The organism is Nocardioides sp., from assembly GCF_030149505.1.
GTDB lineage: Bacteria > Actinomycetota > Actinomycetes > Propionibacteriales > Nocardioidaceae > Nocardioides.
In genome coordinates, this window is record NZ_JASBRN010000047.1 from 35743 (window position 1) to 60965 (window position 25223).

Genomic DNA, 25223 nt, shown 5'->3' on the forward strand with positions numbered 1-25223 from the left:
GTGACATTCAGGTGGTGACGGGTGTCGCGCCGCTCCCTACGGTCGCGGCATGACCAGTACCCGAACCCAGGTCGCGATCGTCGGCGGCGGACCGGCGGGCCTGATGCTCTCCCACCTGCTGGACCGCGCCGGCGTTGACAGTGTGGTCATGGACAACCGGGCAGTCGAGGAGATCCGCACCACCCACCGGGCGGGCATCCTCGAGCGCGACAGCGTGCGCTTGCTCGCCGAGACCGGCGTCTACGAGGCTGGCCGCGAGGGCGTCATCACCGACGGAGATCGGCATGGCGGCATCTACCTCCGCTTCGGCGGGGAGAGCCATCACATCGACTTCGAGGAGCTCGTCGGCGCCTCGGTATGGCTCTACCCGCAGACGGATGTCTTCGTCGACCTCCACGCGGCCCGGGTGCGCGACGGCGGCGACGTGCGCTACGGCATCAGCGGCACCGCGGTCCGCGACCTCGGCGGCGACCTTCCCCGGGTGACGTACGACGACGCAGAAGGCGTACCGCACGAGGTGAGCGCCGATCTCGTCGTTGGCGCCGACGGCTCCCGCTCGATCTGTCGCGACCTCGTCGCGCAGCGGGAGCCCGGCCACCGCCGCCACTTCCGCGAGTACCCGTTCGCCTGGTTCGGGATCCTGTGCGAGGCGCCGAGGTCGAGCCCTGAGCTCGTCTACGCGCGCTCCGACCGTGGCTTCGCGCTGATCAGCCAGCGCACCGACTCGGTCCAGCGGATGTACTTCCAGTGTGACCCGTCCGAGGACGCGAGCTCGTGGTCCGACGACCGGATCTGGAGCGAGCTGCAGGCCCGGCTCGCCGGGTCGGACGGGTTCCAGCTCAAGGAGGGCAGGGTGATCGAGCGCACGGTGCTCCCGTTCCGGTCCTTCGTGCAGACCCCCATGCACAGTGGGCGCCTCCTGCTCGCCGGCGATGCCGCGCACACTGTGCCCCCGACAGGCGCCAAGGGGCTCAACCTCGCGCTCGCCGACACCCGGGTGCTGGCCGAGGTCGTGGAGCAGGCCCTGCGCAAGGACGACCTCGAGGTGCTCGCCAGCTACACCCAGCGTGCCCTCGCCCGCGTCTGGAAGGCGCAGCACTTCTCCTACTGGATGACCACGATGCTCCACCGGGCCCCGGGCGAGGAGGCGCACCGCGGCTTCGACGAGCTGCGCCAACTCGGGGAGCTCACCAGCCTGGTCTCGTCCGAGGCCGGCTCCACCTACCTCGCGGAGGGATACACCGGATGGCCGACGGCATGACCACCGAGCGCGACCCGGCGACCGGGCTGGAGCGGCAGCCGGTGATCGACGAGGAGATCCGGGAGACGTCGCACAAGTACGACGTCGCCGGCTTCGAGGAGCTGCAGCCGCGGCGCGACTACCCGCCGTACCGCTCCTCGCTGCTGCGCCACCCGACCAAGGACCTCCAGCAGGTCGACCCGGAGGGGATCGAGTTGTGGGCACCGGTGTTCGGCCGCCGCGACGTCGGTGAGCTGGAGTCGGACCTGACGATCCAGCGGGGCGGCGAGCCGATCGGCGCGCGCATCGTGGTGACCGGCCGCGTCGTCGACGGCGAGGGCCGCCCGGTGCGCCACCAGCTCGTCGAGGTGTGGCAGGCAAATGCGGGCGGCCGCTACATCCACCAGCGCGACCAGCACCCCTCGCCCCTCGACCCGCACTTCACCGGCATGGGCCGGTGCCTCACCGACGCCGAGGGCCGCTACCGGTTCACCACGATCAAGCCGGGCCCCTATCCGTGGCGCAACCACCACAACGCCTGGCGGCCGGCCCACATCCACTTCTCGGTCTTCGGGACCGACTTCACCCAGCGGCTGGTGACCCAGATGTACTTCCCCGGGGACCCGCTCTTCGCCCTCGACCCGATCTACCAGTCAATCGTCGATCCGCGGGCCCGCGAGCGCCTCGTCGCGACCTACGACCACGACCTGACCCAACACCAGTGGGCCACGGGTTACCGGTGGGACATAGTGCTCACCGGGACGCACCGCACCCCGCTCGAGTCCGACTTCGAGGAGGACCAGTCGTGACTGCCACCCCGACGCCGATCCCGACGGCGGGCCAGACGGTCGGGCCGTTCTTCCACTTCGCGCTGACCTACGACGGCGACAGCGAGCTGGTGCCGCGAGGTGCCCCCGGATCCGTGCGCCTCCACGGCACCGTCACCGACGGCGCCGGGGAGCCGGTGCCGGATGCGCTCCTCGAGCTGTGGCAGGCCGACGAGTCGGGTGCGGTCGTGCAGCGGGCCGGCTCGCTGGGGCGCGACGGCTGGACCTTCACCGGCTTCGGGCGCAGTGCAACCGACGCCGAGGGCCGCTACTCCTTCACCACGCTGGTGCCGGGGGAGGCCGCGCCGTTCTTCGCGATCGCCGTCTTCGCCCGCGGCCTGACCCACCGCCTGTTCACTCGCGCCTACCTTCCCGGCGCGAGCGACGCGCTGCTCGAGCGGCTGGACCCCGCGCGCCGGGCGACGCTCCTCGCAGCCGCCGACGCCGACGGCCTCGTCTTCGACGTACGCCTCCAGGGCGACGGTGAGACCGTCTTCCTCGACTTCGGCGATGAGTGAGCTCTTCTGGCCCGGTGACTCCCGGGCTGCTGACCTCTTCACTGACGCCGCCTTCGTCGCGGCGATGGTGCGCGTGGAGGAGGCCTGGGCCGGCACCGAGCTCGTCGTCCCCGACGTGCGCCTCGACGCCGAACCCGGCGGCAACGCGGTGATCCAGCTCGTCGCGGCGCTGTCGGAAGCCAACCCGGTCGTCGACGTCCACTCTGGGCTCACCAGCCAGGACGTCGTCGACACCGCCGTGGTCCTGATGCTGCGCGACGCCGTGCAGGAGGTGCGCCGCCACCTCGCCGCCGCCCTCGGCGCGCTCGACCACCTCGCGGAGTCCCACGGCGTCACCCCGATGGTCGGCCGCACCCTGACCCAGTGGGCGCTGCCCATCACCTTCGGCGACAAGGTCTCCTCGTGGCGACGAGGGTTCGCCGACGCCGACGACGACCTCGCCGGGCTGGTCTACCCCGTCCAGTGCGGCGGCCCGGTCGGCACCACCCGCGATGGCCGGCTCGCGGCACGCCTAGGCCTCGCCGACGTGCCGGCCTGGCACACCGACCGCCGACCCCTCACCCGAGCCGCCGATGCGCTCACCGCCACCACCGATGCCTGCGGGCGCGTCGCGCGCGACGTCCTCGAGCTCTCCCGCCCAGAGATCGGCGAGCTGTCCGAGTCGACCGGCGGGGGGTCGTCGTCGATGCCTCACAAGGCCAACCCGGTGCTTTCGGTGCTGGTGCGCCGGGCCGCCCTGACCGCGCCCCACCTGCTCGCCAACCTGCACCTGTGCGCGGCCGACCAGGTCGACGAGCGCGCCGACGGCGCTTGGCACGCGGAGTGGGACACGCTGCGCCTGCTGGTGCGGCGCACGACGGTGGCCACCAGCCAGGTCGCGGACCTCCTCAGCGGGCTCCGGGTCCACGAGGACCGGATGGCCGCCAACCTCGCGGCGGCGGAGGCGGCCCGGTGACCACCCTCGTGCTCGGCCCCTCGCTCGGCACGACGGCGGCCACCTGTTGGGGGCCCGTGACCCGGCTGCTCGGGTGGGACCTCGACGTCGTCGCACTCGAACTGCCAGGGCACGGCGGCGACACCTCACCGGTCCCCGAAGCCCTCACCGTTGCTGCCCTGGCCGAGCGGGTCCTCGCCTTGGTGAAGGGCCCCTTCCTCTACGCCGGCGACTCCATCGGCGGCCAGGTGGGGCTCCAGCTCCTCCTCGACGCGCCCGACCGGGTGCTCGGCGCGGTGCTGTGCTGCACCGGCGCGCGCATCGGCACCCCGGAGTCATGGGCTGAGCGCATCGCCCAGGTGCGCGCCTCCGGCACGGCCTCGCTGGTCGCCGCGACCGCGAGCCGCTGGTTCGGCCCCACCTTCATCGAGCGCCACCCCCACCGTGCCTCCGCGCTGTTGCACGCGCTGCGCGACACCGACCCGACCGGCTACGCGGCCCTCTGCCACGCGCTCGCCGCGTTCGACGTGACCGACCGCCTCGGCGAGATCTCCGCGCCGGTCATCGCGGTCGCCGGCGCGCACGACGCGGTCTGTTCGCCGGAGCTCGTGGGTCAGGTCGCCGCCGGAGTGCAGCGGGGACGCCTGGTGGTCCTCGACGACGTCGCCCACCAGGCGCCGGCCGAGGCGCCCGAACGAGTCGCCGAGATTATTCGATCTCTCGCCGAGCAGATACAGGAAGAAGGCCGACGATGACAAAGTACGACGACGGGATGGTCGTCCGGCGTGAGGTGCTCGGCGACGAGCACGTCGACCGCGCCACGGCCGACACCACCGGCCTCGACCAAGACTTCCAAGCGATGATCACGGAGTACGCCTGGGGCACCGTCTGGACTCGCCCGGGACTCGACCGGCGCAGCCGGTCCCTCATCACCATCACTGCGCTCGTCGCGCGCGGGCACCACGAGGAGCTGGCGATGCACCTCAAGGCGGCGATCCGCAACGGGGTCACCCGTGACGAGATCCAGGAGACCTTGCTGCAGACCGCCATCTACTGCGGCGTACCCGACGCCAACACAGCGTTCCGCATCGCCAAGGAGGTCCTGTGAGGGACGCATTCGTCTACGCCTACGCCCGCACGCCCTTCGGCCGCTTCGGTGGCGCACTCGCCGACAGCCGCCCGGACGACCTCGCCGCCACGGTGATCTCGGGCCTCATGGACCGGGCTCCGGCTCTCGACCCCACCCGGGTCGACGACGTGTGCTGGGGTTGCGCGAACCAGGCCGGTGAGGACAACCGCAACGTCGGCCGGATGGCCGTGCTCCTGGCGGGACTGCCGACCTCGGTGCCGGCCACGACCGTCAACCGGCTGTGCGGCTCATCGTTGGACGCGACGATTCAGGGCTCCCGGGCGATCGAGTCCGGCGATGCCGACGTCCTGCTCGTGGGTGGCGTCGAGTCCATGACCCGCGCCCCTTGGGTGCTGCCCAAGCCGTCTCGCGCCTATCCCGCTGCCAACGCCGAGCTGGTCTCGACCACGCTGGGTTGGCGGCTCGTCAACCGGGCGATGCCGGAGGGATGGACCGCCTCGCTGGGCGAGTGCAACGAGCTGTTGAGCGAGCGCTTCGGCATCTCGAGGAAGAGGCAGGACGAGTTCGCCACCCGCTCGCACCGGCTCGCGGCCGCGGCGTGGGACGACGGCTTCTACGACAGCTGGGTGGTGCCTGTCGGTGGCCTGACGCGTGACGAGGGCGTGCGCCCCGACTCCACTGTCGAGAAGCTGGCCGGCCTCAAGCCATCGTTCCGGGCCGAAGGGACGATCACGGCCGGAAACGCCTCGCCACTGAGCGACGGCGCATCCGCAGTGCTGCTGGGTGCCGCCGGCGCGATACCCGACCTCGATCCCATCGCACGGATCGCTGGTCGGGGTGTGTTCGCCAACGATCCCCGCGACTTCGGCTACGCGCCGGTCGAGGCGACCAACCGAGCCCTCGCCCGCGCGGGCATCACGTGGTCGGACGTGGCCGCCGTCGAGCTCAACGAGGCCTTCGCCGTGCAGTCGCTGGCGTGCCTGGATGCCTGGGACGTCGATCCCGAGGCGGTCAACGCCCGCGGCGGCGCGATTGCCATCGGCCACCCGCTTGGCGCCTCCGGCGGCCGAGTGCTGGCCACCCTCGCGGAGCGACTGCGCGTCAGCGGCGACCGCTGGGGCGTCGCAGCGATCTGCATCGGTGTGGGCCAAGGGCTGGCCGTCGTCCTCGAGAACGTCGCTGGGAGCACGTCGTGAGCGCCAGGCTGTGCGTCAGTCCCGACGAGGCGGTCGCCGAGGTCGAGGACGGCTCGACGGTCCTGATCGGCGGCTTCGGGATGGCAGGGATGCCGGTCCAGCTGATCGACGCCTTGATCAGGCAGGGCGCGACCGGCCTGACGGTTGTCTCCAACAACGCCGGTAACGGGGATACCGGGCTGGCGGCCTTGCTGGCGAAGGGGCGGGTGCGCAAGATGATCTGCTCCTTCCCGCGACAGGTCGACTCGTGGGTCTTCGACGGCCTCTACCGCGAAGGACGGATCGAGCTCGAGCTCGTCCCTCAGGGGAACCTGGCCGAGAGGATGCGCGCCGCTGGGGCGGGCATCGGTGCCTTCTTCACGCCGACCGGTGCGGGCACACCGCTGGCCGAAGGACGTGAGACGCGCGAGATCGACGGACGACTCCACGTCCTCGAGGCGCCGATCCGAGGGGATGTCGCGCTCATCGGGGCTCATCGGGCCGACCGCATGGGCAACATCGTCTATCGCAAGACCGCGCGGAACTTCGGACCGGTCATGGCGACGGCCGCAAGGTCGACCATCGTGCAAGTACACGAGGTCGTCGACATCGGTGAGCTCGACCCGGAGGCGGTCGTGACACCTGGGCTCTATGTGGACAAGGTAGTAGCGGTATGAGCGGACTGACGAAGGACGAAATTGCAGCGTTGGTGGCGCGCGACATCCCGCCCGGGTCCTACGTCAACCTCGGAATCGGTCTGCCGACCCAGGTGGCGGACCACCTCGTCGACGGGTCCGGCGTTGTCCTCCACACGGAGAACGGCATGCTGGTCATGGGCCCACGTCCTGCCGAGGGTGAGCACGATCCCGACCTGACCAACGCTGGCAAGCAACCGGTCACCGAGCTCCCAGGGGCTTCCTACTTCGACTCAGCAGCCTCCTTCGCAATGATGCGTGGTGGCCACCTCGACGTGTGCGTGCTGGGCGCCTTCCAGGTCTCTGCCACCGGCGACCTCGCTAACTGGCACACCGGCGCGGCCGACGCGATCCCGGCAGTCGGCGGCGCCATGGACCTCGCCATCGGCGCTCGGAGTGTCTTCGTGATGATGACCCTTTTCGCTAAGGACGGATCCCCCAAGCTCGTCCCCGAGTGCACCTATCCCCTCACCGGCGTGGCTTGCGTGACCCGCGTCTACAGCGACCTCGCGGTCTTCGACCTCGTCGGCGGCGAGGCCATCGTGCGCGAGACCTTCGGAACGACGTACGACGACCTGGAGCGGCGGCTCGACGTACCGCTCCGCGACGGCACCCGAGCGCCCGATCCACCCCACCCCTCGAAGGAGATCCGATGAGCAACCCCTAGGACGGCAGCATCTTCAGTGGCGCGTTCGTGGCCGGCGGTGCCGGCACCACCGAGGTCCTGGCCCCCGCGACGGGACAGGCGATCGCCACGGTCAGCGCTGCCGACATCAACGACCCCGATCGAGCCGTCGCGGCAGCGTGGGCGGCGCACCCCGGCTGGGTGGCTCTGCCCTACACCGACCGAGCCGCGGTGATGGCGCGCGCTGCTGCGTTGCTCGAGGCCGATCCCGAACGCCTCACCCCGATGGCTGGTCCCCGAGTCCGGTGCTCCCGATGCCGACATCGACGCGGCTGCCTCCTCCGGGACGTGGGTACCTTCCAGCAGCAGGGCCAGATTTGCGTGGCCACCGGTCGCCACCTCGTTCCCGAACGACAAGCTGGCCGAGAAGGTCGCAAAGCCGGCCGAGAAGGCCGCACACCTCCTCGTCGGTGACCCGACCGCCCCGGCGAATGCGCTGGGCCCGATCATCGACCAGGCCCAGCTGCAGAAGGAGCGCGGCGTCGTTGAGTCCACCGTCGCCGCCGGCGCGACGCTGCTCGCCGGCGGCACCCACGACGGTCCGTTCTACCGGCCGACCGTGCTGACCGCCGTCCCCCTGGACAGCCCGGCCTTCTCGCAGGAGATCTTCGGTCCCGTTGCGCCGGTGGTCGACTACGAGACGGTCGACGAGGCCATCGAGATCATCAACTCCTCCGACGGCCTCTCCGTCGGGATCCTCACCTCCAACCGGTTCAAGGCCCTCGAGCTCGCGGACCATCGAGGCGGGCGCGACCCACATCAACGACCAGGCCGCCGATGACGAGTCGGGCGCACCCTTCGGCGGACCCTTCGGCGGAGCCCAAAGCCTCGGGTGTCGGTGGCCACTTCGGGAGCTCGGTGAACTTCGACACGTCCTGCGAGGTGCAGCGGGTGATGGTGCAGTCGGAGGTACCAGGCGGAGCGCGAGGTGCGCGAAGCCGTGCGCCAGCAGGGCGTCTGGCTGTTGAGTGTCATGCCTGCTTCGATACCCGCGGGCGCAGACGCGTCGGCCAGCACCCTCGAAGGTGGGCGCCTCGCCGAGAGCCTCGCGCCGGGGCATGAGCGCGGCCTCGAACGCGCTTGCAGGCCGGCTCGGGAGTCGGTCCCACTGTCGGGGCGGGCACTGCCGCTGATTCGCCGGTAGGCGGGCACTTCGCTCGGTCATGAATCGGATGCATGACACCACGACAAGTTTGCATTGGACGGTCGCATGTAGGGCAGCACACGCTGTGGCGGACGACACATCAACCACCGCGGTGCGGTGGCTTCACCCCGATGCTGCCCCTACTCGGGCCGGGCGCATCCGTCAGCGAATTCGTTCGCCCAGGAGACAGCATGACCACCAAGCGTGTGGGTGCCTTCGGCGCCCTCATCACCGTCCTCGCTCTCAGCACGTCGGCGTGCGGCGGGTCGACCACCTCGTCGCCGGCCAACGCCGGCGCGGAGGGGGCGAGCAACGTCGACGCGCAGGCCAGCCTCGCCGCCGCGTACGAGGGGATCGCGGGCAAGCCGCCTACTCAGAGCGTCCCTGCGGAACCGGGCGTCAAGGCATGGGTCGTGTCATGCGGGCAGATGCTATCGACCTGCTCGGTCCCCTCAGACGCGATCGTCGAGGCCGGCGAGACCATCGGCTGGGACACCACGATCTGCGACGGCAAGCTGGCCCCCGAGGGCTGGTCGGCCTGCATCCGCCAGGGCGTCGCCGAGAAGGCACAGGTCATCTTCGTGATCGGCCAGGACTGCTCGAGCTTCGTAGGTCCCCTGCAGGAGGCCAGGAGCGCCGGCATCACGACCATCGGCGTCGGCGCCAACGACTGCGACGTGAGCGGCGGCGAGAAGCTGTTCTCCGCGATCACCCAGCGCTACGAGAACATGACGAACGAGCAGTGGTGGAACGAGCTGGGCAAGCTCCAGGCGAACTGGCTGATCGGGAAGACCGACGGCAACCTGAAGCTCCTCGAGGTCAAGATGGAGGACGCGAGGTTCGGTCCGTGGATCAGTGAGGGCCTCGAGGCCGAGCTGAAGAAGTGCGCGACGTGCGAGGTCACCTCCGCGGTCACCCTCACCAACCTGGACAGCGCCTCCGGTGCGCTCGGGCAGAAGTTCTCATCGGCCCTGCTCGGGGCCCCCACCGCGAACGCGGTCGCAGTCCCGCTGGACCCCTGGTTCCTCGTCGGGCTGTCCCAGGCCATCCAGTCCTCCGGCCGGGCGGACGGCCTCGCAGTCATCGGGGCCTTCGGCCAGGAGGCGAACACCGACCTGGTCCGAGGCGGCCAGGCCCAGGACGCGACGGCCGCGTTCGACCAGGTGTGGGAGGGCTGGTCGGGCGTCGACACCGCACTGCGCGTGCTGGCGAAGCAGCCGGTGCTGCCGGCCGGTATCGGCATCCAGGTCGTCGATGCCGACAACAACCTCCCCGCGGCGGGCTCCACGTTCACCTATGTCCCCGAGGTCGACTTCAAGTCGCTCTACGGGGCGGTCTGGACCCAGAAGTGACCTCTCCGACGGCCGTCGACAGCGTCCTGGCTGTCGGCGGCCTCCGGAAGACCTTTGGCGGCACCGTCGCGCTGCGGGGCGTGGACCTGCAGGTCGGGGCGGGAGGCGTCCATGCGCTGCTCGGCGGCAACGGGTCGGGCAAGTCGACGCTGATCAAGTGCATCGCCGGGGTCTACACCGCCGACGCGGGGGAGGTGCGGATTGGGCAGCACACCATCGAGGCGGCCCACATGACCCCGCACGCGGCCCGGGCTGCGGGACTTCGGTTCGTGCACCAGGACCTCGGGATGTTCGACGACTTCTCGGTCGCGGAGAACATCGCCCTGGGGACGCGCTTCCCGGCGCTCGGACGCGTCCAGGTGCGCTGGAGCGGCCTTCACCGCCAGGTCAGACGCCTCCTCGACGACTACGGGATCGAGGCCCGGCCGCAGGACATGCTCGGCTCGCTGCGTGGCAGCCAGAGGACGATGGTCGCGATCGCGCGCGCCCTCGCCGATCAGGAGGACAACGAGATGATCCTTCTCCTCGACGAGCCGACGGCGGCCCTCCCGGAGAAGGAGAGCCAGGAGCTGATGCACGCGCTGCGGCTCCGCGCGGACCGGGGCCAGACGATCGTCCTGGTCGATCACCGGCTCGGCGAAGTCGAGCAGATCGCCGACGTCGCCACGGTGCTGCGCGACGGCCAGGTGAGCGCCGAGATCGACCACGACTTGCGGGCCACCAAGCTGGCCGCGCTGGTAGCCGAGGCCGAGCTGGCCGAGGTGCGGCGCCCGACGACCTCCCCTGACCGAAACGCACCGCCCGTGCTCCGTGCCACGGGCCTGGTCGCCGGCGGCGTACGGGGAGTGGACGTGACGGTCGGGCCCGGCGAGATCGTGGGCCTGGCCGGGCTCGCCGGTGCCGGACGCTCCACCATCCTGCGCGCGCTCTTCGGCCAGCACCCCGTCCAAGACGGTCGCATCGAGCTCGACGGCCGCCCCTACAGGCCGTCCTCGCCGCGCGACGCGGTTGCGTGCGGCGTGGCGTACGTGCCGGAGGAGCGCCTGACCGAAGGACTGTTCGCCGACCTCTCGGTCCGGGAGAACATCGCGGTGACCACCCTGGCGGGCTACTGGCGGTGGTTGCGGATGGACCGGCGCGCCGAGCAGCGCGACGCCAAGGAGGTGGTCGCCCGGCAGACGGTCCGGACGGCGAGTGTCGACACCCCGATCGGGCAGCTGTCCGGCGGCAACCAGCAGAAGGTGATGCTCGGCCGCTGGATGCGCCGCAACCCGCGGCTGATGCTGCTCGACGAGCCGACCCAGGGCGTCGACGTCAGGGCGCGCAGCGAGATCTACGCCAGCATCAGGTCGCTGTCGGCCTCTGGCAGCGGTGTCGTCGTCGCCTCCACGGACTTCGACGAGCTGCTCGCACTCTGCGACCGCATCCTCGTCCTCGCCGACGGTGTCGTGGCCCACGACCTCGACGCAGCCACGACCGCCCGGGACGAGCTGGTCGCCGCTGTGATGCGCACCCCGTCCGATCTCTCACCTACGGAGCACCCATGACAACCCAGGCACCCGAGGCATCCCGAACCGAGACGACACCGGCCGCGACCGCCTCCGCGACTCGGCGTAGCGGGTCGCTGGCGGCGATCGAACGACTGGCGCTACCGGCGCTGCTGGTCTTGGTCGTGCTGTTCTTCACGGTCTACCCGGCCAGCCGCGAGATCTACGCCACCAGCGCGAACGTCAGCGTCGTCCTCGGCAATCAGTCGGTGGTCCTGCTGGTCGCGGTCGCGATCCTGTTCCCCCTCGTCGCCGGGCACTTCGACTTCTCGGCCGGGGCCACGGCGATCTTCGCCAGCGTCGTCGCGGCGGCCGGCATGGCCCGGTTCGACTTGCCCGTCGTCGTGGCGTGCCTGCTCGCCCTCATCGCCGGGGTCCTGATCGGGACCGTCAACGGCCTGGTCGTGTCACGGTTCCGGATGAATGCGTTCGTGTCGACCCTGGGCATGGCGACACTCCTCGGGGGGCTGATCCAGTGGTACACCGGCGGCCTCGCCATCGTGGGGATCAGCCAAAGCATGACCGACTTCGGATCGGCCAGCTGGCTCGGGCTCCCGCGTGTGGTGTACGTCGTTGCCGTCGTCCTGATCGCCAGCTGGTACGTCCTCACCCACACGCCGTACGGACGCTCGCTCTATGCACTCGGATCCAACGAGCGAGCCGCGGTACTCGTGGGCATCCCGCGTCCTCGCTACACCTTGATCGCCTTCGTGACGGCCAGCGTGCTCGCGTCGATCGCCGGCATCATCGTGGTCGCCCGCACAGGCGGCGCGAACGCCGACAACGGCATGTCGCTGCTCTTCCCGGCGCTGACCGCTGCCTTCCTCGGGACGACAGGCTTCCAACCCGGCCGCTTCAACGTCCTGGGCACGGTCGTCGGCGTCCTCTTCGTGGCTGCATCAGTCAGCGGCCTCACGCTCAGCGGCGCCCATGACTGGGTCGACCAGGTGTTCAACGGTCTGGCGTTGCTGATCGCCGTCGGGCTCTCCAGCTATCTGCGCCGCCGCCGCGAGGGGGCTACCTCCTGACAGGTCCTGTGCCTGCCCGGAGTCGGCACCACGAGGCGACGGCGGATGATGTGTGTCAGCACACACCTACTCTGGGCAGGCACGGACGACATGGAACTGCGAAACCTCAGGCACTTCGTGGCGGTGGCGGACACCTTGAACTTCCGCGTCGCCGGCGAGCGGCTCTTCCTCACCCAGTCGGCGATCACGCGGTCCATCGCCGTCCTGGAGCGTAATCTCGGCGTCCAGCTCTTCGTCCGCGACCGCCGCGGCGTGACGCTCACCAACGACGGCGCGCAGCTCCTCGAGCGGGCCCGCAGGATCCTGAGCAGCGCGGACGAGTTCAGCTATGCCGCCCGAACGCTGACGGCGACCTCCAAGCGACATCTGCGGATCGGGCTGTACGGTAACGGGTTGGCCGAGCTCACCCACCGCGTGCTCCGGGAGTTCTGCGACCGGTTTCCCGACACCACCCTCCAGATCCGGGACGCCGACTTCGCCAACGGGATCGAACCGCTCCTCAACGGGGAGTACGACGTGGCCTTCCTCCGGGCGCCGGTCGATCTTCCGGTCCTGCACACCGTGCGGCTCTTCAGCGAGCCGATGAATCTCCTCGTGCACGAAAGCCACCGCCTCGCGTCGGCGCCGAACGCCGACATCCGCGAGATCTTCGACGAGCCGTGGGTGACCCTCCCGCCGAGCATCCCGAGTGCATGGGGCGCCTCGTGGTTGGCGGTCGACCAGCGCCACGGGGAGACACCACAAATCGGGGCCGTCGCCCGGACAGAGGTCGAGTTCGGGGCCGCCGTCGCCTACCGCAAGCTCAGCGGCATCGTACCGGCCTCGGTGCCCCGACTTCGCCCGCACCCCGGCGTCGCTGCTGTCCCGGCGCTCGGTGCGCCGCTCTCCCATGTCGCGGTCGCCTACCCCGCGGTCGGCTACCGACCGGACGCGGCGGCGGTGGCCGAGGTGGCCCTGTCCGTGACCAGCCGCACGCTCCACCTGGTGCCGGACGCCGAGCCGGCCTGACGGCGACCTGCCCGCGGACGCACCTACCGCGGGGTCATTCCCTCGCCTCATGACGCCGTGCGTGTTCGGCATTGGCGCAGGGTCGGCCCTGTAGTGCACGTTACAGAGGTCGCGAGATTCGCGACGTCGACCCGCGGCAGCGACATGCCGCGGAGCGGCCGAGTCATGCAGGAGCTCTGCGGATGAGAAACCCCACTGTGATCGTGGCCGGCGCGGGGCCTGTCGGCCTCGCGACCGCCTACGGGCTGGCGAAGGAGGGCGTCGACGTCCTGGTCCTCGACCAGGAGGAGACCGTCAGCACCGCCCCGCGCGCGATGGCCTACCTCTTCATCGTCCACGACGGCTTCGAGCGGCTCGGCATCCTCTCCGACCTCCAGGCCGAGGGCCTGCGGGGCGACGGCATGAACCTGATCGATCACGCCACCGGCGAGCACTTCCACAGCACCCTCGACGCCATCACCGACGACGTGCGCCACCCTTACACGCTGCACCTCGGGCAGGGCCAGGTCAGCCGGGTGCTCCTGCGTCACCTCGCGACGCTGGAGAACGCGGAGGTGCGCTACGCCACCGAGGTCACCGGGGTCACCCAGGACGAGTCCGGCGTGACGGTGCAGGTGTCCGGTCCGGACGGGCCGCAGACGGTTCGCGGGGACTGGCTGGTCGGCGCCGACGGTGCCAACAGCGCGGTGCGCCAGACCCTCGGGCTCGGGTTCGACGGCATCACCTGGCCCGACCGCTTCGTCTCCACCAACATCCGCGCGGACCTCGGCGCCCAGGGCCTGAAGATCGCCAATTGGCGCATCGACCCCCACTACGGCGCGATCATCGCCAAGATCACCGCCGACGACCTGTGGCGCTTCACCTTCCGCGAGTCCGCCGAGCTGCCCCTCGATGGCCTCGAGGAGCGCATCCACGAGCACTTCGCGACGGGGATGCCCGGGGGAGCGGCCTACGAGCTCGTCCAGTTCGCGCCCTACCGCATGCACCAGCGCGCCGCCGACACCTTCCGCCTCGGGCGGGTGCTTCTCGCCGGCGACGCCGCCCACATCACGAACCCCGTCGGCGGCCTCGGCCTGACCGGCGGCTTCCTCGACTCCTTCGTGCTCACCGAGGCCCTCGCGGCCGTGATCCACGGCACCGCGGACGAGGCCGTGCTCGACCGGTATGCGGAGGAGCGGCGGCGGGTCTTCCTCGAGGTCGCCTCGCCGGCCGCGACCGCGAACAAGCGGATGCTCTTCGACGCCCACTCGCCGCAGGAGAAGGCACAGCTGCTCGGCGGGTTGCGCCACATGGCGACCGACCGCGAGTTCCGCCGTTCGGACCTGCTCGCGATGCGGGGTCTCATCACCCCCTCGCTCCTCGACGCAGCGGAGGCGGTCCGATGACCCGCGGCTCGTTCTGGGTGACCGGCGACCGGGTGCAGAGTCCGGCCGGGTCCGTCCTGCTCGCCCCGATGTACGTCGAGTGGGAAACCCCTGGCGCCGAGAGCGACCGCCCGCCGATCGTGCTCGTCCACGGCGGCGGCGGCCAGGGCACCGACTACCTGAGCACGCCCGACGGCCGTCCCGGCTGGGCCCCGTTGCTCGTCGAGGCCGGCCACCCGGTCTACGTGGTCGACCGTCCCGGACACGGTCGCTCTCCACATGACCCGGCCGTCCTCGGTCCGCTCGCCCCGACGTGGGGTGCGGAGGTCCTCCAGATGGTCTTCCTCGGTGGCCCCGACGGGCCGCCCTTGCCCCCCAACACCCGGTGGCCCGGTGCTCTCGACGGCACGGACGAGGTGTTCTCGCAGTTCATCGCCTCGCAGGGTCCTCTGCTCGCCGACACCGAACGGATGCACGCCCTCGAGCGCGACCGGCTGGTGAGCCTGCTGGAGCGGATCGGTCCGGCCGTGGTCGTGGCGCACTCCGCCGGCGGGCCCGGCGCCTACCTGGCCGCCGACACCCGACCCGACCTGGTGCGTGCGCTGGTCGCCGTGGAGACCATCGGGCCGCCGTTCCTCGGCCAGCCGCAGACCGGCATGACCCTGCCGTGGGGCCTGGCCGCCGCGCCCATGAACTACGACCCGCCGATCTCGGACGTCGCCGAGCTCAAGGTGCACACCGTCGAGGAGGGGCCGGTGCCCAAGATGCTCCAGGTCGAGCCTGCGCACACCTTGCCCGGGCTGGCGCAGGTGCCGATCGCGGTCGTCACCGCGCAGGCCTCGCCGTTCCGGTTCTTCGACGGTCACCTCGTGGACTTCCTCGACCAGGTGGGCTGCACCAGCACCTTGCTGCGGCTGGAGGAGCACGGCATCGAGGGCAACGGCCACGGCATGATGCTGGAGACGAACAACGTCGAGGTCCTCGCAGTGATCACGGACTGGCTCGCGGCACTGGCGGCGGAGGTCGACGCATGAGCGGCCTCGCCGACGTGGAGGGGCGCGTCGCCGTCGTCACCGGCGGTGCCTCCGGCATCGGACGTGGCATCGCGGAGGCGCTGGTGGCCGCCGGTGCGCGGGTGGTCATCGCCGACGTGGAACCCGGTCCGCTCGAGGCCGCCGCGGCCGAGATCGGCGCCTTGGCGGTGCGCACCGACGTGCGCCTCGGCGACGACGTACAGGCCCTGGCCGAGCGCGTGCTCGCGGAGTACGGGCGGGTCGACATCGTCGTCAACAACGCCGGAGTAGGCCACCTCGCGCCCTTCGACCAGCTCGGGCTCGAGGACTTCCGCTGGGTGCTCGACGTGAACCTCTGGGGCGTCATCCACGGCGTCAAGACATTCCTGCCGCTGATCGAGAAGACCTCGGACGCCGGCTGGATCGTCAACACCGCCTCGATGGCCGGCCTGTTCAACGCACCCGGGATGGCGGCGTACGCCGCATCGAAGGCCGCCGTCGTGGCCCTGACCGAGACCGTCGCCCAAGAGCTCGCACAGGCGCGGTCGCGGGTCGGCATCTCGGTCCTCGTGCCGGGCCTCGTGCGCACCGCCATCGCCGACAGCGAGCGCAACCGCCCCGGTGGACGACGTACCGCCCCACCGCAGCTCGACCAGATCCCGCCCGGTCGGACGCTCGAGCCCGCCGCCGTCGGCCGACTGGTCGTCGACGGGCTCACCCGCGGCGACCTCTACCTCGTCACCCACCCCGAGATGCTGCCCGTCGTCCACGACCGGCACGCCCGCATCGAAGCAGCCTTCGGCTCCGCCGGATCAGAGAAAGAGTGAAACATGACCATCGACACCGAGCCCGCCCTTTCCGCTTCCTTCACTGAGGCACTGGAGAAGTTCCGTGCGGCGATCGGGGCGGAGCACGTCGCCACCGACCTGCCGACCCGCCAGGAGTTCGCCGACCCGTACTCGCCCCTGGAGTGGACCGACTACGTCCCGCCGGCGGTGCTCCAGCCGGCCAGCACCGAGGAGGTCCAGGCGATCGTCCGGATCGCTAACGAGCACGGCGTGGAGCTGTGGGTCAACTCCCAGGGCCGCAACAACGGGTACGGCGGCTCGGCGCCACGTAACCCGGGCGCGATCGTGGTCAACCTGCGCCGGATGAACCGCATCCTCGAGGTCAACGAGGAGTTCAGCTACGTCGTCGTCGAGCCGGGCGTCTCGTTCAACGAGCTCTACGACTACCTCCAAAAGCACGGCCACAGGCTGTGGGCAGACTGCCCCGACATCGGATGGGGCAGCGTGATCGGGAACGCCCTCGAGCACGGCTTCGGCTACACCGTCAACGGCGACCGCGCCAACAGCGTCTGTGGCATGCAGGTCGTGCTGCCCGACGGCGAGCTGCTCCGCACCGGCATGGGCGCGATGACCGACAACCCGTCGTGGCACCTGTCGAAGCGCGGCTTCGGCCCCATGGTCGACAGCCTCTTCATGCAGTCGAACTACGGCATCGTGACCCAGGCCGGCATCTGGTGCATGCCCCAGCCGGAGACCTACCTCACCGGCTGGGTCACGATCGAGGACGACGAGCACCTGCCCGCGTTGCTCGACGCGGTGCGCCCGCTGATGATCGACCGGACGATCCCCAACTACCCGTCGGTCTTCACGGCCTCCGGCGCCCTCGCGGTCGTCGGCAAGCGCCGCGACTTCTACGACGGCGAGGGGCCGATCCCGTTCGAGGTCTCCAAGGCGATCGTCGCCCAGATCCCCAACCTCGGCATGTGGAACATGCGCTTCGCCCTCTACGGTCGCGAGAACACCGTCGACGCGCAGTTCGAGAACATCAAGGAGGCGCTGTCGGTGGTGCCCGGCATTACCGTCACCGGGACGAAGATGCGCGGTGACGCACTCGACGTCTCCGCGCTCGACCAGAGCGGCAAGGTCCAGGCCGGCATCCCCGACATGGAGATGCTCAACACCAGCGACTGGGTCGGTGGCGCGAAGGGCGGCCACATCGGCTTCTCCACCGTGCTCCCGCTCACCGGCCGCGACGGCCGAAGGATCATCGACCTCGTCCGTCCCGCCTCGGAGGAGGCCGGCTTCGACTACATCGGCGGCTTCCTGCTGCGCGAGCGGTCGATGATGCACGTGACGCTGATGGTCTATGACACCGCCGACGAGCCGGCCGCAGCGCGGGCGCGCGACCTCTGCGGCGATCTCGTCACCACCACCGCGAAGCTCGGGTACGGCGAGTACCGGTGCCACCCCTCGAACATGGACACGGTGGCCGGCACCTTCGACTACAACGACCACGCGATGCTGCGCTTCTACGAGCGGCTCAAGGACGCCGTCGACCCCAACGGCATTCTCGCCGCCGGCAAGCAGGGCATCTGGCCGCAGCGTCTGCGCCAGACGCGATAGCCCCGCTCCCGGCCTGGTCCCGCCCGCGCACGGCGCCGGCGGGACCAGGCGGGACACACAACTCTCGAGCCATCGCCATAGAGAAAGGTCTGCTCCATGCCGGAGTTCAACGACGGTCTTGCCGAGACCGAGACCCCCGACGGGTCCGTCGTCGAGACCGACGTCCTGGTCATCGGGTCGGGCCCTGCGGGCGCGGCCGCTGCGCTGTTCCTCAGCGAGCTGGGCGTCTCCAACATCATGATCACCAAGTACCGCTGGACGGCGAACACGCCGCGGGCGCACATCACCAACCAGCGCGCGATGGAGATCTTCCGGGACATGCGGATCGAGGACCAGGTGTTGGCGGACGCGACGCCGCACGAGCTGGTCGGCGACACCGTCTTCTGCACCAGCATCGCCGGCGAGGAGATCGGCCGGATCCACACCTGGGGCACGCGCCCCGATCGCGAGGCCGACTACCAGCTCGCCTCGCCGTGCTTGACCGTGGACATCCCGCAGACGTACCTCGAGCCGATCCTGGTACGCAACGCTACCGAGCGCGGCACCCAGACGCGGTTCTCGACCGAGTACGTCGCGCTGAGCCAGGACGAGGACGGCGTCACCGTCGACGTACGCGACCGGCTGACCGGACAGGAGTACAAGATCCGGGCGAAGTACGTCATCGGCGCGGACGGCGCTCGATCGAAGGTCGCCTCCGACATCGGCCTGCCCTTCGAGGGCGCCATGGACATCGCCGGCTCGATGAACATCACGTTCAAGGCCGACATCTCGCCGTACGTCAACCACCGTCCGTCGGTGCTGTACTGGGTGATCCAGCCGGGCTCGAACGTGGGCGGCATCGGGACCGGGCTGGTGCGGATGGTCCGCCCGTGGGACGAGTGGCTGATCGTCTGGGGCTACGACATCGCCGACGAGCCGCCGACCCTCGATGAGGCGGCGGCCACGAAGATCGTCCGCGACCTGCTCGGGATGCCCGATCTCGAGCCCGAGATCACCGGCTACAGCCTGTGGGGCGTCAACGAGATGTACGCGACCCACCTGCAGCGCGGCCGCGTGTTCTGCGCCGGCGACGCCGTGCACCGGCACCCGCCGAGCAACGGCTTGGGCTCCAACACGTCGATCCAGGACTCCTACAACCTGGCCTGGAAGCTCGCCGCCGTCCTCCAGGGGTACGCCGACCCGGTGCTGCTCGACTCCTACACCGCCGAGCGGGCACCGGTCGCCGAACGGATCGTGACCCGGGCCAACACCTCGGCGCGCGAGTTCGCCGACCTCTTCGACGCCCTCGGTGTCGCCGGGCTGGACGGGGACGCGATGGCTGCTGCGCTCGAGGAGCGCAAGGCCAACACCCCGGAGGGCGCCGCCAAGCGGGCCGCGCTGGTGCGGGCGATGGAGACCAAGAACTACGAGTTCAACGCCCACGGAGTCGAGCTCGGCCAGTTCTACGCGTCGAGCGCGATCCTCAGCGACGGCACCCGGCCGGTCCAGCCGGCCGGCAAGGAGGACGCAGACCTCTACCACGCGGCCTCGACGAGCCCCGGCGCTCACCTGCCGCACGCGTGGGTCGGCGACAACGTCACCAAGGTGGCCACGATGGACCTGGCGCCGTACACGCGGTGGACGTTGATCACCGGCGTCGCCGGCGAGGCCTGGGAGGAGGCGGCGGCGAAGGTCGCCGCCGACTTCGGGCTGCCGCTGGAGGCGGTTGTGATCGGCCCGGGCCGACCGATCACCGACCTCTACTTCGACTGGGCCAAGCTCTGCGAGGTCGAGGAGTCGGGGGCGCTGCTCGTGCGGCCGGACAAGCACATCGCATGGCGCGCGATGGCGCTGCCTGGCGACCCGGAGGCGGCGCTGCGCGAGGCCGTCCGGCAGGTGCTGGGGCGAGCGTGATGCGGTTCGTGCACGAGACGCTGCCGCAGCGGGTGGTCTTCGCCGCCGGCGATGCCGCCGCTGCGACGGCGGCCGAGGTCGCCGTGCTGGGCGCCAGCCGCGCCATGCTGATCGCCGGCAAGGCGGAGGCGGCCCTGGCCGACGAGGTCGGCGCCGGGCTGTCGGTGGCGGTGCGCCACGACGAGGTCGTCATGCACGTGCCCGCCGAGGTGGCCGAGCGGGCGCGCGTGGCGGCCTCGGCGAGCGGCGCCGACGTCCTCGTGTGCGTCGGTGGCGGCTCGACGACCGGGCTCGCGAAAGCGGTGGCGCTGACCACCGGCCTCCCGATCGTGGCGGTCCCAACGACGTACGCCGGATCCGAGGCGACGAACGTGTGGGGTCTCACCGAAGGCGAGGTGAAGACCACCGGCGTCGATGCCCGGGTACTGCCACGCTCCATCGTGTACGACGCCTCGCTGATGCTCGGCCTGCCGGTGGAGATGTCCGTGGCGAGCGGTCTCAACGCGCTGGCGCACTGCGTCGACGCCATGTGGGGCCCGCGGGTCGACCCCATCGACCAGGCGCTCGCCGGCGAGGGCATCCGTGCCCTGGCGGGCGGGTTGCCTGCGGTCGTCGCGGATCCCGCCGGCTTGGAGGGTCGCGAGCAGACGCTCTACGGCGCCTATCTCGCCGCGGTCGCCTTCGCGAGCGCCGGCTCTGGTCTCCACCACAAGATCTGCCACGTGCTCGGCGGGATGTTCAACCTGCCGCACGCCCAGACGCACGCCGTGGTCCTGCCCCACGTGCTGGCCCTGAACGCACCGAACGCGCCCGAGGCGGCGGGTCGTATCGCCGCGGCCTTCGGTTCGCCGACCGCGACCGAGGGACTCCGCGCGCTGCGTGCCGCTCTCGACGCCCCCCGCGCCCTGCGCGACCACGGGATGCCCGAGAGCGGCATCGCCAAGGCCGTCGGGCCGGTGCTCGCAGCCGCGCCGAGCAACAACCCCACCCCGCTCGATGAAGAGAACGTCACCACGCTGCTGCGCGCGGCGTGGGAAGGAGCCGACCCCTCATGACCACGACGCCGGACATCACCGTGTCACCGGACCAGGCTCAGCGCGAGCAGGAGCTCCTCGAGCGGGTGGTTCGCTCGTTCGACGCCTGCGAGAGCCCGCGGCTCAAGCAGCTCATGGTTGCGCTGGTCGAGCACGTCCACGCGTTCATCCGCGAGACTCGGCTGACCGACGCCGAGTGGGGAGCGGCCATCGACTTTCTCACCCGCGCCGGGCACATCACCGACGACGTACGCCAGGAGTTCATCCTGCTCTCCGACGTGCTGGGCGCGTCGATGCAGACCATCAACGTCAACAACGTGGCGTACAAGGACGCCACCGAGGCGACGGTCTTCGGTCCGTTCTTCGTCGAGGACGCCCCACACGTCGAGCTCGGCGGCGACGTCTCCTTCGGGGCGCCCGGAGAGCCCTGCTGGGTCGAGGGCACGGTCACCGACACCAATGGCAACCCGTTGGCCGGCGCCCGGATCGAGGTGTGGGAGGCCGACGAGGACGGGTTGTACGACGTGCAGTACGACGCCACCAAGCGCTCGGCCAGGGGACACCTCTTCAGCGACGCCGACGGGTCCTACCGTTTCTGGGGCCTGACCCCGACGCCGTACCCGATCCCCGACGACGGCCCGGTCGGACAGATGCTCGACGCCGTGGGCCGCTCACCGCTGCGGGCCTCGCACCTGCACTTCATGGTCAGCCATGAGGGCGCGCGCACGCTTGTGACCCACATCTTCCCCGAGGGCGACCCGATCGGCGAGCAGGACACCGTCTTCGGTGTCAAGCAGTCCCTGATCAAGAGGTTCGAGCAACAGTCGCCCGGCACGCCCACCCCGGACGGGCGCCGGCTGGACTCCAGCTGGAGTCGAGTGCGGTTCGACATCGTGCTCGCTCCCGCACAGATCTAAGTCCTCGCGCCGAGGCGGCGCTGGTCGGCGGGGCGGCCACCTCAGGACTCCCCATCCTTGGGTCGCGGGTTCGAGCACCACGCGCCCCACTCGCGAGCCGCCCCCCGCCGCCGTGCCCGTCCGGGTTGACCGGCCAGCTCCCGGAGGCTGTTCCGGTCCTGTTCCGGTACGGACAGACATACAGCCGCACAGAGCCGCACAGCGGGCCCAGGGTGACCACGCCCCAGCGCGGCGTCGCTACCCCTTGTGACCTGCTAAAACACCCTCAAAACGGCTTTGGCGGAGGCGGACGGGAATCGAACCCGCCTGACCGAGATGCTCGGCCACTACGGTTTTGAGGACCGCGCCCGTCACCAGACGAGGTACGCCTCCGTGTCAGACCCTAGGGCACGTCTCCTTAGACGCACCCTGGCGATGTGGCTACTGTGGCGCCGTGAAGGCGTTCCTGGGCTGGCCGCTGCTGCTGCCGCTCTTCGCGACCTGCGACCGCTGGGACATCGGGGGCGTCTCGACCGCGGTCCATCCCGACACCGGCCAGCTGACGGTGTTCGTGTGCGACGGACACCCCGGCGGCCGCCGCCACGTTCTGCCCGCTGCTGCTGCTCGACATCTGGTGGCGCGGCCTGACCGCGGTGAGTGCGCTCGCGGGCCTGGTCGCCGGCGGTCTCGGATCGACCGTCGCGATCGCGTGGACGGTCAACGAGTCCACGCCCTCGGGCTGGGTCGACACCCTCATGGGGCAGCCGGCCGCCTGGACCGTGCCGCTGACCCTCGGGACGATGGTCGTGGGCTCACGACTCACCCGCGACCGGGTGCCCGCCGACGCCGGTCGGTTCCTGGTGCGGCTGCACACGCCGGAAGCGCTTGAGCTGGACCGGGGCTGATTTCGTCGAGACACCCGAAATGGCTCCATGGGAGCGGTCCCAAGGTGCGGTTTCGGTGTCTCGACGGGCGATCCGTAGCCTTGCAGCGTGCGCCTGATCCTGATCCGCCATGGCGAGACGCCCTCCAACGTGGCCGGGGACCTCGACACCGCCCGGCCCGGCGCGCCGCTCACGCCGCTCGGCCACCGGCAGGCCGACGCGCTGCCCGCCGTGCTCACCACGCAGCCGATCGCGGCGATCCACGCGTCGGCTCTGGTGCGTACCCAGCTCACCGCCGCGCCCCTCGCCACGAGCCGCGGGATCGAGGTCGCGATCAGCGAGGGCCTCGAGGAGATCTCCGCCGGGTCGCTGGAGATGCACACCGAGGTCGCGTCGATCGACGTGTACGCCGAGACCGTGGCCGCCTGGATCGGCGGTGACCTCGGCGTGCGGATGCCAGGTGCCGAGGACAGGCACACGTTCTTCGACCGGTACGACGCCGCCGTCCGTGCCCTCACCGACGGGCAGCCCGACGACGGACCGTCGTGGCGTTCAGCCACGGCGCGGCGATCCGCACCTTCGCGTCCCGGCACGGCGGCCCCACCGACCGGCGGCTGCAGAACACCGGAGCCGTCGTCCTCGACGGCTCCCCTCGCTCCGGCTGGGCCGTCTCCGGCTGGTCCGGCGACCCGCTCGGCGGGGCGCACCTCGCCGACCCGGTCGCCGCCGACCCGACCGGCGAGCCGGACCCGGTCTGAGCCGCGGCCGAGCCGGTCAGGGAGCGACGGCCAGCCGGTAGCCCCGCTTGACGACCGTCTGGACCGCGCGGGTGCCGAGGGCGGCGCGAAGCCGGGCGACGGCCATCTCGACGGCGTGCTCGGAGCCCGCCGTACCGGAGGGCAGCATCGCCAGCAGGGCCGGGCGGGAGACCACGTTTCCGGGGTTGGCGACGAGCGCGTTGAGCACCGCCGCGGGAGCCGGGGAGAGCTTGACCACGCTGCCGTCGAGCAGCACGTCGTCGCCGTGCAGGAGCAGCTGCTGGCCGTCGGCGAGCTCGATGGCGAGGCCCGAGCGCCGCGACGGCAGCTCGGTCTCGAGCTGCTTGACCATCGCCGCGAGCCGGGACCGGTCGGGATAGATGGTCGGCACCCCCCACAGCTCGAACGCCGCCGCAGTCACCGGGCCCACGCACGCGGCGACGACGTCGGCCTGGAACGCACCGACCAAGTCCTCGCGGCGGCCGGTCGACCCGGCGGCCTCCATCAGCGCGGCGACGGCCGGGGCGGAGGTGAACGTCACCGCGTCCAGCGACCGGTCTGCGACCAGGTCGACGAGCTTGAACATCGGCTCGAGGTCCTTGGCGGGCTCGACCCGGTAGACCGTCACGGTCGTGACGTCCGCACCGCGGCGCCGCAGCGCGTGGGCGGCCATCGACAGCGACTGGCCGTGCCCCTGGACCAGGATCCGCAACCCCTCGAGCGAGCGGCCGCGCAGGTGCTCGAGCACGTCCTCGAAGCACTCCGACTCCGGCGCCCACAGCTCGCGCAGCCCGCGGCGCCGGAGCGCCCCCACGCTCTTGGGCCCGCGCGCGAGGATCTCGGCGCTCCCCAGCCTCTCCAGGAGCGCCGGCAGCAGTCCCCACCTCTCGGCGGCGTCGAGCCAGGTCCGCATCCCGATCCCGGTCGTGGCCAGGAACATGTCCACCGGCTTCGCGAGCACCTCCTCGGTGGCGGCGCGGAGCTGGTCGTCGTCGACGTGGTTCGGGTCCAGCGACAGCGCGGGTGCCCACTCGACGGTCGCGCCGCGCCGCTCGAGCAGCGCGACCTGCTCGTCGACCTTCCGCGCAGCGGTCACGCCGATGCGGAAGCCGCTCAGCGGAAGGGATTCGGTCATCGTCGCTCCTGGGCTACTCCTGCGAGGGACCGACGAGGACCACGCCGTCGTCGACGCGGACCTCGTACGTCGGGACCCGGACGGCCGCGTCGTCGAGGCACTGCCCGGTGCGCAGGTCGAAGGCCTGCTTGTGCATCGGCGACGCGACGAACGGCGTACCACCCCTGGTTCCGATGATGCCGCGCGCCAGCACCGATGCCTGGGAACAAGGGCATCGCGTCCACCCATCGCGAGACGGGGGCGGTGGAGTCGTCGACCTCGTGCACGACGTCCATGCGCCACGCGGCGCTGGCCTCCTCGTCGTACTCGTAGCGCGTCATCAACGCATCCCGAAGAACGACGTAATCCGGTCGACCTGCTTCTGGTCCAGCAGCGCCGGCCGGCACGCCCCGTAGGCGTTGGTCAGGTCGATGACGAGCTGGCGCGTCTGGTCGAGGCTGAGGTCGATCGTCGCCGTCTCGCCGTCGGTGCTGGTGACCTTGAGGTCGACGCGCTGCACGTCCTCATCGACATACCGGGCGTGTGCGCCGATCTTCTTAGCCCGGACGGCCTCGCTGCGCTTGAAGATTCCCACGCTCGCATCGTGGCATGG

The 25223-nt window shown here is 70.8% G+C and carries 27 protein-coding genes, 1 tRNA gene and 2 pseudogenes; 26 read left to right on the plus strand and 4 right to left on the minus strand.

The window, feature by feature from the left end:
* The first annotated feature begins 49 nt into the window (after window positions 1-49).
* The 22 genes from Q1V71_RS10660 to Q1V71_RS10760 all read left to right on the plus strand — a co-directional run bounded on the left by Q1V71_RS10660 (window position 50) and on the right by Q1V71_RS10760 (window position 21875).
* Window positions 50-1261 (plus strand): 4-hydroxybenzoate 3-monooxygenase, encoded by a 1212-nt coding sequence (locus tag Q1V71_RS10660; RefSeq protein WP_300643656.1) that lies wholly within the window; start codon window positions 50-52, stop codon window positions 1259-1261.
* Window positions 1246-2049, plus strand: a complete 804-nt coding sequence (gene pcaH / locus Q1V71_RS10665; RefSeq protein ID WP_300643657.1) for a protocatechuate 3,4-dioxygenase subunit beta — start codon at window positions 1246-1248, stop codon at window positions 2047-2049. Before Q1V71_RS10660 ends, pcaH begins: the two co-directional genes overlap by 16 nt.
* Entirely contained in the window at window positions 2046-2585 is a 540-nt protein-coding gene (pcaG, locus tag Q1V71_RS10670) for a protocatechuate 3,4-dioxygenase subunit alpha (RefSeq protein WP_300643659.1), read from the plus strand. Before pcaH ends, pcaG begins: the two co-directional genes overlap by 4 nt.
* Window positions 2578-3540, plus strand: a complete 963-nt coding sequence (locus tag Q1V71_RS10675) for a lyase family protein (protein ID WP_300643660.1) — start codon at window positions 2578-2580, stop codon at window positions 3538-3540. The genes pcaG and Q1V71_RS10675 overlap by 8 nt, the downstream gene beginning before the upstream one ends.
* The gene (locus tag Q1V71_RS10680; RefSeq protein WP_300643662.1) at window positions 3537-4274 is read left to right on the plus strand and encodes an alpha/beta fold hydrolase; all 738 of its coding nucleotides are present in this window, start codon (window positions 3537-3539) and stop codon (window positions 4272-4274) included. Before Q1V71_RS10675 ends, Q1V71_RS10680 begins: the two co-directional genes overlap by 4 nt.
* The gene (gene pcaC / locus Q1V71_RS10685) at window positions 4271-4627 is read left to right on the plus strand and encodes a 4-carboxymuconolactone decarboxylase (RefSeq protein WP_300643664.1); all 357 of its coding nucleotides are present in this window, start codon (window positions 4271-4273) and stop codon (window positions 4625-4627) included. The genes Q1V71_RS10680 and pcaC overlap by 4 nt, the downstream gene beginning before the upstream one ends.
* Complete coding sequence (locus Q1V71_RS10690; RefSeq protein WP_300643666.1) at window positions 4624-5805, plus strand: thiolase family protein; 1182 nt, start codon at window positions 4624-4626, stop codon at window positions 5803-5805. The genes pcaC and Q1V71_RS10690 overlap by 4 nt, the downstream gene beginning before the upstream one ends.
* A complete protein-coding gene (locus Q1V71_RS10695; RefSeq protein ID WP_300643668.1) occupies window positions 5802-6461 on the plus strand; it encodes a 3-oxoacid CoA-transferase subunit A in 660 nt (219 codons plus the stop codon). Before Q1V71_RS10690 ends, Q1V71_RS10695 begins: the two co-directional genes overlap by 4 nt.
* The gene (locus Q1V71_RS10700; protein WP_300643670.1) at window positions 6458-7135 is read left to right on the plus strand and encodes a 3-oxoacid CoA-transferase subunit B; all 678 of its coding nucleotides are present in this window, start codon (window positions 6458-6460) and stop codon (window positions 7133-7135) included. Before Q1V71_RS10695 ends, Q1V71_RS10700 begins: the two co-directional genes overlap by 4 nt.
* 38 nt (window positions 7136-7173) lie before the next feature.
* Entirely contained in the window at window positions 7174-7578 is a 405-nt protein-coding gene (locus Q1V71_RS20050; protein ID WP_367280138.1) for an aldehyde dehydrogenase family protein, read from the plus strand.
* Window positions 7523-7945 (plus strand): aldehyde dehydrogenase family protein, encoded by a 423-nt coding sequence (locus Q1V71_RS10705; RefSeq protein ID WP_300643711.1) that lies wholly within the window; start codon window positions 7523-7525, stop codon window positions 7943-7945. Before Q1V71_RS20050 ends, Q1V71_RS10705 begins: the two co-directional genes overlap by 56 nt.
* Before the next feature lie 554 nt (window positions 7946-8499).
* The gene (locus Q1V71_RS10710) at window positions 8500-9660 is read left to right on the plus strand and encodes a substrate-binding domain-containing protein (RefSeq protein ID WP_300643672.1); all 1161 of its coding nucleotides are present in this window, start codon (window positions 8500-8502) and stop codon (window positions 9658-9660) included.
* Window positions 9657-11207, plus strand: a complete 1551-nt coding sequence (locus Q1V71_RS10715; protein WP_300643674.1) for a sugar ABC transporter ATP-binding protein — start codon at window positions 9657-9659, stop codon at window positions 11205-11207. The genes Q1V71_RS10710 and Q1V71_RS10715 overlap by 4 nt, the downstream gene beginning before the upstream one ends.
* Window positions 11208-11332: 125 nt before the next feature.
* Window positions 11333-12235, plus strand: coding sequence for an ABC transporter permease (locus Q1V71_RS10720; RefSeq protein WP_300643713.1), 903 nt, complete (start codon window positions 11333-11335; stop codon window positions 12233-12235).
* A 90-nt stretch (window positions 12236-12325) separates the two neighbouring features.
* Window positions 12326-13243 (plus strand): LysR family transcriptional regulator, encoded by a 918-nt coding sequence (locus Q1V71_RS10725; RefSeq protein WP_300643676.1) that lies wholly within the window; start codon window positions 12326-12328, stop codon window positions 13241-13243.
* Between the two features lie 182 nt (window positions 13244-13425).
* Complete coding sequence (locus Q1V71_RS10730; protein ID WP_300643678.1) at window positions 13426-14628, plus strand: FAD-dependent monooxygenase; 1203 nt, start codon at window positions 13426-13428, stop codon at window positions 14626-14628.
* Window positions 14625-15641 carry an alpha/beta fold hydrolase gene (locus Q1V71_RS10735; protein WP_300643680.1) on the plus strand — a complete coding sequence of 339 codons (1017 nt, stop codon included), beginning with the start codon at window positions 14625-14627 and terminating at the stop codon, window positions 15639-15641. Before Q1V71_RS10730 ends, Q1V71_RS10735 begins: the two co-directional genes overlap by 4 nt.
* A complete protein-coding gene (locus tag Q1V71_RS10740; protein ID WP_300643682.1) occupies window positions 15638-16447 on the plus strand; it encodes an SDR family NAD(P)-dependent oxidoreductase in 810 nt (269 codons plus the stop codon). Before Q1V71_RS10735 ends, Q1V71_RS10740 begins: the two co-directional genes overlap by 4 nt.
* Window positions 16448-16450: 3 nt before the next feature.
* A complete protein-coding gene (locus Q1V71_RS10745) occupies window positions 16451-18031 on the plus strand; it encodes an FAD-binding oxidoreductase (RefSeq protein ID WP_300643684.1) in 1581 nt (526 codons plus the stop codon).
* Between the two features lie 96 nt (window positions 18032-18127).
* Complete coding sequence (locus Q1V71_RS10750) at window positions 18128-19924, plus strand: FAD-dependent monooxygenase (protein WP_300643685.1); 1797 nt, start codon at window positions 18128-18130, stop codon at window positions 19922-19924.
* Window positions 19924-20979, plus strand: a complete 1056-nt coding sequence (locus Q1V71_RS10755; RefSeq protein ID WP_300643687.1) for a maleylacetate reductase — start codon at window positions 19924-19926, stop codon at window positions 20977-20979. The genes Q1V71_RS10750 and Q1V71_RS10755 overlap by 1 nt, the downstream gene beginning before the upstream one ends.
* Window positions 20976-21875, plus strand: coding sequence for a dioxygenase (locus Q1V71_RS10760; protein ID WP_300643689.1), 900 nt, complete (start codon window positions 20976-20978; stop codon window positions 21873-21875). Before Q1V71_RS10755 ends, Q1V71_RS10760 begins: the two co-directional genes overlap by 4 nt.
* 277 nt (window positions 21876-22152) lie before the next feature.
* On the opposite strand, the gene Q1V71_RS10765 is transcribed toward Q1V71_RS10760, so the two are convergent.
* Window positions 22153-22247, minus strand: a tRNA-Sec gene (locus Q1V71_RS10765).
* An 88-nt stretch (window positions 22248-22335) separates the two neighbouring features.
* Between Q1V71_RS10765 and Q1V71_RS20055 the strand changes: the two are divergent.
* The 4 genes and pseudogenes from Q1V71_RS20055 to Q1V71_RS10780 all read left to right on the plus strand — a co-directional run.
* Window positions 22336-22449: pseudogene (locus Q1V71_RS20055) on the plus strand (Zn-binding domain-containing protein); the annotation flags it as partial.
* 58 nt (window positions 22450-22507) lie between these two features.
* Window positions 22508-22759, plus strand: coding sequence for a hypothetical protein (locus Q1V71_RS10770; RefSeq protein WP_300643714.1), 252 nt, complete (start codon window positions 22508-22510; stop codon window positions 22757-22759).
* 129 nt (window positions 22760-22888) lie between these two features.
* A pseudogene (locus tag Q1V71_RS10775) lies at window positions 22889-23212 on the plus strand (histidine phosphatase family protein); the annotation flags it as partial.
* A gap of 71 nt (window positions 23213-23283) precedes the next feature.
* The gene (locus tag Q1V71_RS10780; RefSeq protein ID WP_300643691.1) at window positions 23284-23496 is read left to right on the plus strand and encodes a hypothetical protein; all 213 of its coding nucleotides are present in this window, start codon (window positions 23284-23286) and stop codon (window positions 23494-23496) included.
* 16 nt (window positions 23497-23512) lie between these two features.
* On the opposite strand, the gene Q1V71_RS10785 is transcribed toward Q1V71_RS10780, so the two are convergent.
* The 3 genes from Q1V71_RS10785 to Q1V71_RS10795 all read right to left on the minus strand — a co-directional run bounded on the left by Q1V71_RS10785 (window position 23513) and on the right by Q1V71_RS10795 (window position 25205).
* Window positions 23513-24631: a uroporphyrinogen-III synthase gene (locus tag Q1V71_RS10785; RefSeq protein ID WP_300643693.1), complete on the minus strand. Its 1119-nt coding sequence runs from the start codon at window positions 24629-24631 to the stop codon at window positions 23513-23515.
* Window positions 24632-24644: 13 nt separating this feature from the next.
* On the minus strand, window positions 24645-24824 hold the full coding sequence (locus tag Q1V71_RS10790; protein WP_300643695.1) for a nitrite reductase (NAD(P)H) small subunit: 180 nt from the start codon (window positions 24822-24824) through the stop codon (window positions 24645-24647).
* Between the two features lie 126 nt (window positions 24825-24950).
* Window positions 24951-25205, minus strand: coding sequence for a hypothetical protein (locus Q1V71_RS10795; RefSeq protein WP_257754579.1), 255 nt, complete (start codon window positions 25203-25205; stop codon window positions 24951-24953).
* Between the last annotated feature and the right edge of the window lie 18 nt (window positions 25206-25223).